The 12,780-nt window shown below is 73.2% G+C and carries 9 protein-coding genes; 4 read left to right on the top strand and 5 right to left on the bottom strand.

Annotated features, from left to right (window positions below; translation table 11 throughout):
• Nucleotides 1–467: 467 nt before the first annotated feature.
• Nucleotides 468–1,769: a tyrosine--tRNA ligase gene (gene tyrS, locus ACFP2T_RS45360; protein WP_377433526.1), complete on the bottom strand. Its 1,302-nt coding sequence runs from the start codon at nucleotides 1,767–1,769 to the stop codon at nucleotides 468–470.
• Nucleotides 1,770–1,939: 170 nt separating this feature from the next.
• On the opposite strand from tyrS, the gene ACFP2T_RS45355 reads away from it, so the two are divergent.
• On the top strand, nucleotides 1,940–4,126 hold the full coding sequence (locus ACFP2T_RS45355; protein WP_377433524.1) for an alpha-galactosidase: 2,187 nt from the start codon (nucleotides 1,940–1,942) through the stop codon (nucleotides 4,124–4,126).
• Between the two features lie 30 nt (nucleotides 4,127–4,156).
• Here ACFP2T_RS45355 and ACFP2T_RS45350 read toward each other — a convergent pair whose 3' ends face one another.
• Nucleotides 4,157–4,834, bottom strand: coding sequence for a response regulator (locus tag ACFP2T_RS45350; RefSeq protein ID WP_377433521.1), 678 nt, complete (start codon nucleotides 4,832–4,834; stop codon nucleotides 4,157–4,159).
• Nucleotides 4,831–6,219 (bottom strand): histidine kinase, encoded by a 1,389-nt coding sequence (locus ACFP2T_RS45345; RefSeq protein ID WP_377433519.1) that lies wholly within the window; start codon nucleotides 6,217–6,219, stop codon nucleotides 4,831–4,833. Before ACFP2T_RS45345 ends, ACFP2T_RS45350 begins: the two co-directional genes overlap by 4 nt.
• Before the next feature lie 167 nt (nucleotides 6,220–6,386).
• Here ACFP2T_RS45345 and ACFP2T_RS45340 point away from each other — a divergent pair, with 167 nt between their 5' ends.
• On the top strand, nucleotides 6,387–7,148 hold the full coding sequence (locus ACFP2T_RS45340; protein ID WP_377433517.1) for an ABC transporter ATP-binding protein: 762 nt from the start codon (nucleotides 6,387–6,389) through the stop codon (nucleotides 7,146–7,148).
• Nucleotides 7,142–9,658: an ABC transporter permease gene (locus ACFP2T_RS45335; protein WP_377433514.1), complete on the top strand. Its 2,517-nt coding sequence runs from the start codon at nucleotides 7,142–7,144 to the stop codon at nucleotides 9,656–9,658. Before ACFP2T_RS45340 ends, ACFP2T_RS45335 begins: the two co-directional genes overlap by 7 nt.
• 71 nt (nucleotides 9,659–9,729) lie before the next feature.
• Here the strand turns inward: ACFP2T_RS45335 and ACFP2T_RS45330 are convergent, their stop codons facing one another.
• Nucleotides 9,730–10,494, bottom strand: a complete 765-nt coding sequence (locus ACFP2T_RS45330; RefSeq protein ID WP_377433512.1) for an FKBP-type peptidyl-prolyl cis-trans isomerase — start codon at nucleotides 10,492–10,494, stop codon at nucleotides 9,730–9,732.
• Nucleotides 10,495–10,611: 117 nt separating this feature from the next.
• Entirely contained in the window at nucleotides 10,612–11,451 is an 840-nt protein-coding gene (locus ACFP2T_RS45325) for a winged helix-turn-helix transcriptional regulator (RefSeq protein WP_377433509.1), read from the bottom strand.
• 76 nt (nucleotides 11,452–11,527) lie between these two features.
• On the opposite strand from ACFP2T_RS45325, the gene ACFP2T_RS45320 reads away from it, so the two are divergent.
• Nucleotides 11,528–12,775, top strand: a complete 1,248-nt coding sequence (locus ACFP2T_RS45320; RefSeq protein ID WP_377433507.1) for an MFS transporter — start codon at nucleotides 11,528–11,530, stop codon at nucleotides 12,773–12,775.
• Nucleotides 12,776–12,780: the final 5 nt, after the last annotated feature.

Below are 12,780 nucleotides of genomic sequence, written 5' to 3'. Positions count from 1 at the left end.
AGCCGAAACCCACCACCCGGGGCCACCATCCACCCCCAGCGTTTCCGCCGGGCGCTTGTATTACGTTAGCTGACCGTTTTCACGTCGTCAAACCGAATTAACCGGCAGACATCCGTTCCATTCGATCAAGCCATTTCCTCAATCAGGGCGCAGCCAATCGGCTGACCCGATCCAGGATTCCGGCAGACCGGCCGCTCGTGAAGTCACCCACGCGCTCGCCCGGCTCACTGCCAGTTGTTCACTCTACTCGGTCAGGTCCGCAACTCCAAATCGCTCTGTCCGAGCCATCCGGGTCGCCCCGCCCGCCAGGTCAGACCGGGTGGTCACCCACCGTTCGACCTTGAGCTTCGCCTGCGGTTCCGGCCTCTGCGCGTTTCGCGCCGTTCGTCCGTTCCCCCGCTGGCAGAGAGAAAATTACGCGGCCGGGGCGGGCGACGTCAAATCCACCGAGGGCATTCCGCGTCACATCATTGACCGGGAACCAGCTCCACACCGGCAAAGGTGCGCTTGCCACGGCGCAGCACCAGGAACCGGCCGTGCAGCAGAGCATCCGGCGCGACGGCAGCCTCCGGATCGGTGACCCGCTCGTTGTTGACGTACGCGCCGCCCTCGCCGATCGCGCGTCGTGCCTCGTTGAGACTGCTCACCAATCCCGCCTCCCGGAACATCTGGGCCACCGGAGGCAGCGTTTCCAGCCGGACGAGGCCGGCCTCCCCCAACGCCGCCCGCAGGGTCTCCGGGGCCAGTTCGTCGAGGGCGCCCCGGCCGAACAGGGCCTGACTCGCCGCCACCGCCTGCCGGGCCTCCTCGGCGCCGTGCACCAGGGCGGTCAGTTCCTCCGCGAGCGCCCGCTGGGCGATCCGGGCCGCCGGTCGCTCCGCCGTCGCCTTCTCCAACTCCTCGATCTCCTGGTGCGACCGGAAGCTGAAGTACCGCAGGTACTGACCCACGTCGCGGTCGTCGGTGTTGACCCAGAACTGGTAGAAGGCGTACGGGCTGGTCATCGTCGGGTCGAGCCAGACCGCCCCGCCCTCGGTCTTGCCGAACTTGGTGCCGTCCGCCTTGGTGACCAGTGGTGTGACGAAGGCGTGTACCGGCCCGGCGCCGCGCCGGCGTACGTAGTCGACGCCGGCGGTGATGTTCCCCCACTGGTCCGAGCCGCCGAACTGCAGCGTGCAGCCGTGCCGCCGGTGCAGCTCGAAGAAGTCGTTGGCCTGTAGCAACTGGTAGCTGAACTCGGTGTAGCTGATTCCGCTGTCCAGCCGGGCCTTGACCACCTCACGGGCGAGCATCCGGTTGACCGGGAAGTGCTTGCCGACGTCCCGGAGAAACTCGACCACCGACATCACGCCGATCCAGTCCAGGTTGTTGACCGGCCGGGCGGCGTTCTCCCCCTCGTACGAGACGAAGGGGGCGAGCTGCTCGCGGATCCGGTCGACCCAGTTGGCGACCACCTCCGGGGTGTTCAGGATCCGCTCGCCCCGCTCGTTGGGGTCACCGATCAGCCCGGTCGCACCGCCGACCAGGAGCAGCGGGCGGTGCCCGGCGAGCTGTAGCCGGCGGGCAGTCACGATCTGCAGCAGGTTACCGATGTGCAGGCTCGGCGCGGTGGGGTCGAACCCGACGTAGAAGGTCACCGGACCGGAGCCCAGATGCTCCTGCAGCTCGGCGACGTCGGTGGAGTCGAAGAGAAGACCCCGCCACCGCAGGTCGTCGAGCGGGGACTCCCGGCCGGCGGGCACGACGGGGGGAAGGTTGCTGTCGGTCACGCTGCAGATTGTCCACCATGCCGGCTCTGTGGCCGTACCCGGTTTCCTGGGCGGCGCCCGCTGGTGGGAACGGGCCTCCGGGCGGTACGGGCCGTTGACGGGACACGACGGCCGAAGGCACGCTACCCGCGCCAGGTCGTCACAAACCCCTCGAGTCCGGAGGCACCCTCATGACGGTCCCGAGCCAGACCCGCCATCCCGAACCGGTCCGGGACGCCGCCGCCGACCTGGTCCACCTGCGCCGGGCCGGGGTCAGTCTGCTGCTGGACGGCAGCGACTCCGGGGTGCCGGTGGTGCTGCACTGGGGTGCCGACCTCGGGCCGCTGACCGGCCCGGAACTGCTCGACCTGGCCACCGCGCTGCGCCGGCCGGTCCGGCACGGCTCGCCCGACGGGCGGGGAGTCGGCATCCTCCCCGAGCACACCCACGCCTGGTTCGGTCTGCCCGGCCTGTCCGGCCACCGGTCCGGTCGGGACTGGTCGCCCCGGTTCCAGCGGACCGAACTGCGCGTGGTGGACGGGCCCGACGGCGTACCGACCGGCGTCGTCGCGACGGCCCGGGACGACGACGCCGCCCTGGATCTGGTCATCGAGCTGGAACTCGATCCGGGCGGCCTGGTTCGGCTGCGCGCCGATCTCGCCAATCCGGCCCACGCGGACCCGTACCAGCTGGACGGGCTGGCGCTGGGCCTGCCGGTACCGCCACAGGCGGCCGAACTGCTCGACCTCACGGGTCGGTGGTGCCGCGAGCGCGCGCCGCAGCGGCACCCGTTCACCGTCGGCACCCGGCTGCGGGAGAGTCGCCGGGGCAAACCGGGCCTGGACGCCACCCTGCTGCTGGTCGCCGGTACGGCGGACTTCGGCTTCCGGTCCGGCGAGGTCTGGGGCCTCCACCTCGGGTGGAGCGGTAACCACCGGATCCACGCCGAGCGGACTCCCGAGGGCGAGGCGCTGCTCGGCGCCGGTGAGCTGCTCCTGCCCGGCGAGATCGTGCTGGCACCGGGTGAGCACTACCGGACGCCCTGGGTGTACGGCTCGTACGGGCGCGGTCTGGACGAGATGTCGGCCCGCTTCCACGCCCACCTGCGCCGGTCGGTGACGGCGCAGCGACGGGCCCGGCCGGTCGTGGTGAACACCTGGGAGGCCGTCTACTTCGACCATGATCTCGCTCGGCTGACGGCGCTCGCGGACGCCGCCGCCCGGATCGGGGCCGAGCGGTTCGTCCTGGACGACGGCTGGTTCCGGGGCCGCCGCAACGACCGGGCCGGTCTGGGCGACTGGTACGTCGACCCGGACGTCTGGCCCGACGGGCTGCACCCGTTGGTCGCACACGTACGCGGGCTGGGCCTGGAGTTCGGGCTCTGGGTCGAGCCGGAGATGATCAACCCCGACTCGGACCTGGCCCGGGCCCATCCGGACTGGATGCTCGGCACCGGCGGGCGGCTGCCCCGCGAGGCCCGCTGGCAGCAGGTGCTCGACCTGACCCAGCCGGACGCCTACCACCACATCCTCGACCGGCTCGACACGCTGGTTCGGGAGTACGGCATCGCGTACCTGAAGTGGGACCACAACCGGGACCTGCTCGACGCCGGAACGCAGCCGTCCGGCCGGGCCCGGGTGCACGCGCAGACCCTGGCGGCCTACCGACTGCTCGACACGCTGCGGGAACGCCATCCACGGCTGCAGATCGAGTCGTGTTCCTCCGGAGGCGGCCGGGTCGACCTCGGAATCCTGGAGCGGACCGACCGGATCTGGGGCAGCGACTGCATCGACGCCCTGGAACGGCAGTCCATCCAGCGCTGGACGCAGTTGCTGCTGCCGCCGGAGCTGATCGGGGCGCACGTCGGTGCCGCCCGGGCGCACACCACCGGCCGGACCCACGGCCTCACCTTCCGGGCCGGCACCGCCTTCTTCGGCAGCTTCGGGATCGAGTGGGACCTGACCTCGGCCACCCCGGAGGAGCAGCGGGAGCTGGCCTGGTGGGTGACGCTGTACAAGCGGCACCGGGACCTGGTCCACGGCGGCACGGTGGTCCGGGCCGATCATCCGGATCCGGCCCTGTGGGTGCACGGGGTGGTCGCGCCGGACCGGGCCGAGGCGATCATGGCGATCGTCGCCACCGCGACCGGCACGACGGCCAACCCCGGCCCGGTACGCCTGCCGGGTCTGGACCCCGACCGTCGGTACCTGGTCCGCGCGCTGGCGCCGGACGTCGCCGAGAAGGTCCTGCCCGCCCCGCCGCCCTGGGTCACCGGGCCCGGGGTACGGCTGTCCGGGCGTACCCTCGGCGCCGCCGGACTCCAGGCGCCGCCGCTGCATCCCGAACAGCTCCTGCTGGTCCACCTCGATGGTCGGTGAGCCGGACCGGGCGGAACCCGCAACCCACGGTCAGGGGTTCGGCACCGAGACCAGCCCGGTCCGGTAGGCGACGATCACCAATTGGGCCCGGTCCCGGGCGTGCAGCTTGCCGAGCAGGCGGCCCACGTGCGTCTTCACCGTGGCCGGGCTGAGTCGCAGGTGACCGGCGATCTCGGCGTTGGACAGGCCGCGTCCGATCAGGACGAGCACCTCCCGCTCCCGCTCGGTCACCCCGACCAGGTCGCGGGCCACCGGCCGGTCCGGCTCCGGCAACCGGGCGAACTCGGCGATCAGCCGTCGGGTCACGCTCGGGGCGAGCAGGCCCTCACCGGCGGCCACCACCCGGATCGCCGTCAGCAGGTCCTCCGGCGGGGCGTCCTTGAGCAGGAATCCACTGGCTCCGGCCCGCAGCGCCGCGTAGACGTACTCGTCGAGGTCGAAGGTGGTGAGGATGAGCACCCGGACCTGCGCGGCGGCGGGCGACGCGGCGATCCGCCGGGTCGCCTCGATGCCGTCCATCTGCGGCATCCGGACGTCCATCAGCACCACGTCGGGGCGCTCCCGTTCGGCCAGTTCCACCGCTGCCGCGCCGGTGCCGGCCTCACCGACCACGGTCAGCCCCGGTGTCGTCTCGACCAGTACCCGGAAACTGCCCCGGAGCAGCGCCTGGTCGTCGGCGATGAGCACCCGTACGGGCCGGTCCGTCACCAGTCCGCTCCGAGGATGTCGCCCGGTGCCGGCCGACCGACGGCCAGCGACGGGGCGTCGGGCAGCGACGGACCGGCAAGAGGTGAAGGATTGGCGGGCCGCGACGGACCGGCGGCCGGCGACGGGCCGGCAAGCGGCGATGACTCGACGGGCGGGTCGACGGGCGTCGGGGCCGGGGCGTCCGGCGGCCGGCAGGGCAGCTCGGCGCAGATCCGGAAGCCGCCGTCGGGCAACGGGCCGGAGGCGAACGTTCCGCCGTACAGGTTGACCCGTTCCCGCATGCCGATCAGCCCCTGTCCCCGTGGGTCGGCCGGCCGGACGGGCCGACCGGGATCGTTCGTCACCTCGACCCGTACGGCGGCCACGGTCGCGGTCACCGTCACCCGGCACCGGGTCGGTCCGGCGTGCTTGACCACGTTGGTCAGCGCCTCCTGGACGATCCGGTAGACCGACCGGCCGACGTCCTCCGGCGGCTCCGGCACGCCGGCCAGGTCCAGCGCCAGTGCCGCGTCCGTACCGGCCTGGGTGGCCCGCTGGACCAGGTCGGGCAGGTCGGCGAGGCCGGGAGCGGGTCCGAACTCGACCAGCCCGGCCGGCGCGCCGGCCCGGAGCACGCCGAGGGTACGCCGCAGCTCCGTCAGCGCGCCCCGGCTGGTCGCCTCGATGTCCCGCAGCGCCTCCCGTAGTTCCTGCGGACGGGACTCGGCGACGTGGTTGGCGATCGCCGCCTTGACCGTGATCACGCTCATGCTGTGCGCCACGATGTCGTGCAGTTCCCGGGCCAGCCGCAGCCGCTCCTCGGTCGTCGCCCGCTCGGCGAGCTGGGTCGCCGCCTGCGCCGCCATCCGCTCGGCGTACGCCCGGCGTTCCCGGACCACCCGGCCGAGGGTCCACGCGGCGCCGAGTACCAGGCCGGCGAAGCCCAGTCCGGGAGCGTCGTCGGTCCCTCCGGTCGACCGGGGTAACGCCACCAGTAGTGCGCCGGTCAGCACCAGCAGCAGGGCCGGGACCGACCGGCGGAGCGGCTCGGCGACCGCCACCTGGTAGAGCGCGAAGGCGATGGCGAGGAAGACGGCCGGGGATGCGTAGATCGGCACCACCGAGACCAGCACCGACGACAGCGCGCCGGCCGAGACCACCGCCAGCACCGGCAGCGGCCACCGCCGTCGTACCGCGATCGGCAGCGAGGCGGCGACGGTGAAGAGCACGGTGAGCCAGGCCGGCTCGTGGAACAGCTCGTTCGGGCTGTCGCTGACCGTGGGCGGGTCCGCAGCGGCGTACCCGACGACGAGCAGCAGGCCGATCGCGGGCAGCACGTCGAGCGCTATCAGGTCGACGCCACGCAACCGGCGGGTGAGCAGCGGACGCACGTCGGCGGCGGTCATCCGTCGACGGTAGCCGCCCGGCGGAGGCGACACGTCAACCCGGCGACGGTCATCCTCCGGGCTGACGCGGCGGGCGGCCGGTGGACGGCGTACCCCGCAGGACGGGGTCGGAAGTGACGGTTCCGCTCCGATGTGCCGGGCCGGTGAGATGACGGACCTTGTACGGCATGGCAGAACGAGAGAACGACGCGGAACCGGGCCAGGCCGTCGCGCTCCGCGAGGTCGACCGGGCGTACGGCTCCGGTGCGCGGCGGGTGAACGCGCTGGACGGGGTGACCCTCGACTTCGGACGGGGCACCTTCAGCGCGGTGATGGGTCCGTCCGGCTCCGGCAAGTCGACCCTGTTGCACTGCGCCGCCGGGCTGGACCGGCCGACCGCCGGCACGATCAGGATCGACGGAACCGAACTCGGCGCGCTCAACGAGACCGCGCTGACCCTGTTACGTCGGGAGCGGGTCGGATTCGTCTTCCAGTCGTACAACCTGGTGCCGGCGCTGACGGCGGAGCAGAACGTCTCGCTGCCGCTGCGCCTGGCCGGTCGTCGGCCTGATCCGGCACAACTGCACGCGGCGCTGGCCGAGGTCGGCCTGGCCGGACGGGCCCGCCACCGGCCCGACGAACTCTCCGGTGGCGAGCAGCAGCGGGTGGCGATCGCCCGGGCCCTGATCAGTCGACCGGCCGTACTCTTCGCCGACGAGCCGACCGGCGCGTTGGACACCAGGACCTCCCGGGACATCCTCCGGCTGCTGCGCAACCTCGTCGACCAGCACCGCCAGACAGTGGTCATGGTGACGCACGATCCGGTCGCGGCGGCGTACGCCGACCGGGTGGTCCTGCTGGCCGACGGCCGGGTGGTGGACGAACTCGACGGCGAGCTGACCGCGGAGTCGATCGCCGCCCGGATGACCCGGCTGGAGTTGGCATGCTGACCGGTGCCGCGTTGCGGGCCCGCTGGACCGGCCTGCTCGGCCCGTTCGTCGCACTCTGCCTCGGCGTGGCGCTGATGTCGATGACGGCGCTGATCCTGGTCTCGGCGAGGCCCCAGGTGCCGGACCGGTACGCCGGCACGGAGGTGCTGGTGGCCGGTCCCGCCGTCGCGGAGGTGTCCGGAGCGTTTCCCGAACGCCGTCCCTGGTCAGCGGAGCGGACGACCGAGCTGGTCGACCGCCTCGCCGCTATTCCCGGGGTGCGGGCGGCGGTGCCGGACCGCTCGTTCTACGCCCAGGCGGTGCGCGACGGCCGACCGGTCGGCGAGCCCGCGCTCTCCGACCCGCAGGGACACGGCTGGTCGAGTGCCGCGCTGGCGCCGTACCGGCTGGTCGCGGGGAGCCCACCCGTCCGGGCCGACGAGGTGGTCCTCGACCGCGCCCTGGCACTCGCCCCGGGTGCCACGGTCACCCTGCTGACCGCGACCGGACCGACCCGGTACACCGTCTCCGGCACCGTCGACGGCCCCGGTTTCTTCGTCGCCGACAGCGCCGCGGTACCGCTGGCCGGTGGGGTCCGGGTGATCGGTCTGGTGACGGGGCAGGACGCCGATCCGGCGGCGGTACGGGCGGCGGCGTCGGCGATCGTCGGCCGGGACGGCAGCGTGCTGAGCGGCGACGCCCGGGCGGAACTCGAACCTCGGCGCGACGCCCGGACGCGGTGGATCGGCATGCAGGTGCTGACCGCGATGACGGCACTGGCCGGGTTCGTTTCGATCTTCGTCGTGGCGTCCACGTTCGCCTTCGCGGTGGCCCAGCGGCGCCGGGAGTTCGGCCTGCTGCGTACCGTCGGCGCCACCCCGCGCCAACTCCGGCGGATGATGTACGCCGAGGCGCTGGTGGTCGGCGCCGTGGCGGCGGCCGTCGGGGCGTTGCTCGGCGCGGCCTGTGCTCCGGCGTTCGGCAACCTGTTGATCGACGCCGAATTCCAGCCGGCCGCGTTCCGGGTCCGGATCGAACCCTGGCCGCCGGCCGCCGCGTTCGGGGTGGGACTTGTCGTCGCCCTGCTCGGGGTCTGGTCGGCCTCCCGCCGCGCCGGCCGGGTACGTCCGCTGGAGGCGCTCCGCGAGGCGGCCGTGGATCGCCGTCCGATGACCTGGTCGCGCTGGATCGGCGGTATCGCCGCCACGACCGGCGGGCTGCTGCTGACCGTGGTGCTGAGCCGTGCCGGGGCCGCCGACATCGTGGCCCGCGCGCTGTACGCGGCGATGGCGCTGACCCTGGGCCTGACCCTGCTCGCGCCGGTGCTGATCCCGCCGCTGACCTACGCCCTCACCTGGCCACTGGACCGGTTGCGCGGGGCGACCGGGATGCTGGTCCGGCACAACGCGCTGACGGCGGTCCGGCGTACCGCGTCGACCTCGGCACCGATGCTGCTCACGGTGGGTTTCGCGGTGCTGATCGCCGGCTCGGTAGCCACCTCGTCCGGCGCGTACGCGAGCCGGGACGCCGCCGCCGTCCGGGCGGGTACGGTGCTCGTTCCGGCGGGTACGCCGGGCCTGTCCGACGCGGCGGTGGCCACCGCTGGCGGAACAGCGCTCCTGCCCACCACCGTCTACGCCGACGATGCCGGTGCCGGCGCCAGCGCCCCCGGCGGCGTCCCGATCAGGGCCGCCGGGGTCGACCCGGCCGGCTTCGCCCGGGTGAACGGCCGGCTCAGCGTGCTCTCCGGTGCCTTCGACGCGTTGCGCGACCCGGACGCCGCGGTCGTCTCCGCCGGACTGGCCGACCGGCTCGGGTGGGCGGCCGGCGGATCCGCCGTGCTCGGTCACCCGGACGGCAGCAGCGGAACGGTCCGGTTGGTGGCGGTGGTCGCCGACGGCTCGATCCCGGTCGAGATGCTGTTCACCCGGGAGGCGGTCCGGGCCCGTGATCCGTCCGCGCTCACCGAGGCGGTCTTCCGCACCGGCCCGGCGGCCGGGTCCGGCGACGGCGGTTCACCGGAGGGGACCGACGATGGCCGCGCTCTCCCGGCCGAACTCGGTGCCCGGCTGGTCAGCGTGGCCGACTACGCGGAGGGTCGGGCCGCCGAGGAGGACAGGCTCGTCTGGATCGCCACGCTCATCCTGATCGGGGTCTCGGCGGGCTACACCGCGGTCGCGCTGGCGAACACGCTGCTGATGGCGACCGCGCACCGGACCCGGGAACTTCTGCTGCTGCTCCGCTCGGGTGCCACCGTCCGTCAGGTGCTGGCCTCGGTCGCCGCCGAATCGGCGCTGGTGGTAGTGATCGGCACGACGGTCGGTCTGGTGGTTCCGGCCGTCGCGCTGCTGGCCATCCGTTCCGCGCTGAGCGAGCAGGTCGGCGTACCGGTCGATCTGGTGATCCCCTGGCCGACGATGGGGGTGGTGGTGGGCGGTTGCCTGGTCCTGGCGCTCGTTGCCAGCGTTCTGCCGGCTCGGATGGCGCTACGGGCCGGTCCGGGCGGCGGAATCGTGCACCGGGCGGAGTGACGGGTAGCCGATGTCGGTCCGGCGGCCGCGACCACCTCGGTGGCGGGCCGCCGGACCGGTTCGATCAGCCCCTACTGCCCCGTCTCGGGCTTGATCCCCAGGACGTCGACGACGAACCGGAGCGGACCGGCCGGCCTGCTGCTGTCGGCGGGCTTCTCCCCGTAGGCGAGTTCGGCCGGGATGTCGAGCTGGACCCGGCTGCCGACCTTGATCCCCACCAGGCCCTGATCCCAGCCGGGAATCACGGCGCCGACGCCGATCTGGGTCTGGAGCGGTTCGCCCTGGTCCCAGGAGGCGCCGAACTCCTTGCCGGTCTGGAACGACACCCCGACGTAGTTCACCGCGATGGTCTGCCCCCGCTGCACGGCGGGACCGGTCCCCTGGATCAGCGGGGTGACGACGAGCTTCGACGGCTTGCCGCCGTCCGCCTTGACGGCGGGCCGCTCGGCGAGCCGGGGGTCGAAGTCGCCCTGCGGCCGGGCCTGCGGTGACGCCGGGTTCTCGGACGGTGCGGCCGGGCTCGGCGCGTCGCCGGCCGGGGCGGTCGGCTCCGGCGTGCCGGCGGGTTGCTCGGGCGCGGTGGTCTGCTCGCTCGACGCCGGGGCGGCGGTGCTCTCCGCCGGGCGGTCGAGGACGTCGGGAAGGACGATGAGGGCGGCGAAACCCAACCCGACCAGTACGACTCCGGCGATCCCGCCGGCCAGTCGCTGCCGGCGGACCCGGGTCGCGGAGGCTCGGGCGGCGGCCGCCTCCGCGGCGGCCCGTCGCTCCTGTTTGGTCGGACGCCGCTGGCTCGTCGACCCCGGCTGCTCTGGGCTCTGGACCCGATCACTCATCTGATCTTGCACTCCTCGGTGGAAAACGGAGTAGGCGGGACGGCGGTGGCCCGTCGGAGGGCTTCGCACACCGTACCCGCGTGGGCTGTGCCGGGCTTCGCACGGTCTCCGGCGGAGCTATCCGGTCAACTCCCGGACCAGTCCCAGGGTCTCCTCGACGCCACCCGTGACGTCCGGCACCGGATAACGCACCGCCCGCACCGTACGCCCCGCGTCGACCACCAGGGTCAGCCGCTTGAGTCGCACCGTTCCGCCGGCCCGGAAGGTCGGCAGCCGCAGCGCGGTGGCCAGTTCGAGTTCCGCGTCGGAGAGCAGCGGAAACTGGATCCGCTCCGCGGCGGCGAAGGCGGCCTGCTCGTCGGGGCGCTGCGTACTCACCCCCCGGACCGCCGCGCCGAGCCGGGTGAACTCGTCGAGCCGGTCCCGGTAGGTGCAGGACTCCAGGGTGCAGCCGGCGGCGCCGGGAATGCCGGCGGCCCCGGGCATCCGGGTGCCGGGATAGCAGTAGAGCACCGTCAGCGGGGTCGCGGCGATCGGCTCGAGACTGGCGAGTTCCGGAATCCGGGTGCCGACCAGCGACTGCACCCGCCGCACCTCGGCCGTACCGGGCGCGGCGGTGGCGGTGGTCGTGCCGTCGCCGAGCAACCACCGGTCGCCCCAGTCCTGCAACGCGACCAGGATCGGCAGGGCACCGCGACCACGCGGGGTCAGCCGGTACTCGTACCGGGGTGGCCGGTCGGAGTACCGGCGGCGCTCCAGCACCCCGTCGTCGACGAGTCGCAGCAACCGCTCGGTGAGTACCTTGCGGGAGACCCCGAGTTCGGCCCGCAGTTCCTCGAACCGGTGCAGGCCCCGGGCCACGTCCCGGAGCACGAGCAGGCTCCACCAGTCGCCGATCGCCTCGGCGGCGTGGGCGACGGCGCACTCGGGGTCGCTCAGCCCGGTTCTGCGTCTCATGCCGGCCACTCTATAGTGAGTTTCGAAAAGAGACTTACTGCGCCGACATCGCCCACCCGAGGGCCGGAGGAGCACGATGCGCGACATCCCCCGGGTCGTCTGGACCCTGGCCGCCGGTCGGTTCGTCAACGCCGCCGGCTCCTTCGTCGCGTTCTACCTGTTCCTCTACCTCACCGGTCCGCGCGGGCTGCCGGTCGGACAGGCCGGACTGATCAGCGGCGCGCTGGGCGCCGGCATGCTGCTCGGCAACTTCACCGGCGGCTGGTTCGGCGACCGGTTCGGCCATCGCCGTACCCTGCTGGTCGCCTCGGCGGTCGCCGGGCTGGGCACGCTGGCGATCCCCTGGCTGCCGGTGATCGCGTTGGCGGTGACCATGCCGGTGGTCGGCTACGCCGGGGCCGCCTCCGGGGTGTCCCAGGGTGCCCTGGTCGCCCTGGCCGTGCCGGCCGGCGAGCGGCGGCGTTCGGTGGCGATCACCCGGGCCGCCTTCAACGCCGGCTGCGTGATCGGACCGCCGGTCGGCGCGCTGCTCTCGACGTACAGCTTCAGTTGGCTCTTCGTCCTCGACGGCGCGCTCACCCTGCTGGTCCGGGCGGTGACCGCGCGGCTGCTGCCGGCCGATCCGGCCCGGCCGTCGCGGCAGGGCACCGGACTACCGGATCTGTGGCGCGCGGTCCGCGCCGACCGCGGCCTGCTGGTGCTGTTGCCGGCCGTCGTGGTCGTGGACGTCGTGTACCGGCAGCTCTACTCGACCCTGCCGGTCTACCTGCGCGACCACGGCCAACCGGTCGGGTTGTACGCCGGCCTCATCGCACTCGGCTCCGGCATGATCCTCTGCCTGGAGATCCCGGCGACGATGATGCTCCGCCGACGCTCCGCGCTCGGGCTGATCGGTACGGGGTACTGCCTGGTCGGGCTCGGCTTCGGGCTGTTCTCCCTCGGCACCGTGGCCTGGCTGGCGGTCGCCGCGATGATCGTGCTCACCTGTGGGGAGATCCTCTACAAGACCACGGCAACGGCTCATGTCCTCGATGCCGCGCCGCCGGCACTCGTCGGGCAGTACCAGGGGCTCTACATGGGGGCCGCGACCAGTGGCACCATCCTCGCCCCGCCGGTCGGAGCCCTGGTCTACACCGTCGCGCCCGGTCTGCTCTGGCCACTCTGCGCGGTCGCGGCGATCACCGCCGGGCTGGTCGCCTTCGGTTCGGGCCGCCGATCCGGAACCGGAACCGCGACGCCTCCCGCCGACCGGGCCGGGACCACCCCGGACGGCTCGCCGGACCGGACCGCGGCCACTGCCGCGGTGACCGGTCCGGCCACGTGATCCGG

Origin of the sequence: Plantactinospora solaniradicis (assembly GCF_042658085.1) — a bacterium.
Lineage (GTDB): Bacteria > Actinomycetota > Actinomycetes > Mycobacteriales > Micromonosporaceae > Plantactinospora > Plantactinospora solaniradicis.
The sequence above is the reverse complement of the archived record's forward strand: the minus strand, read 5'-3'. Positions and strand labels throughout refer to the sequence as shown.

Coding starts and splice junctions, on each gene's coding strand:
- ACFP2T_RS45325 (WP_377433509.1), bottom strand. CDS start 11,451: ATGAGACGCAGAACCGGGCTGAGCGACCCCGAGTGCGCCGTCGCCCAC.
- ACFP2T_RS45355 (WP_377433524.1), top strand. CDS start 1,940: ATGACGGTCCCGAGCCAGACCCGCCATCCCGAACCGGTCCGGGACGCC.
- ACFP2T_RS45330 (WP_377433512.1), bottom strand. CDS start 10,494: ATGAGTGATCGGGTCCAGAGCCCAGAGCAGCCGGGGTCGACGAGCCAG.
- ACFP2T_RS45340 (WP_377433517.1), top strand. CDS start 6,387: ATGGCAGAACGAGAGAACGACGCGGAACCGGGCCAGGCCGTCGCGCTC.
- ACFP2T_RS45345 (WP_377433519.1), bottom strand. CDS start 6,219: ATGACCGCCGCCGACGTGCGTCCGCTGCTCACCCGCCGGTTGCGTGGC.
- ACFP2T_RS45320 (WP_377433507.1), top strand. CDS start 11,528: ATGCGCGACATCCCCCGGGTCGTCTGGACCCTGGCCGCCGGTCGGTTC.
- ACFP2T_RS45335 (WP_377433514.1), top strand. CDS start 7,142: ATGCTGACCGGTGCCGCGTTGCGGGCCCGCTGGACCGGCCTGCTCGGC.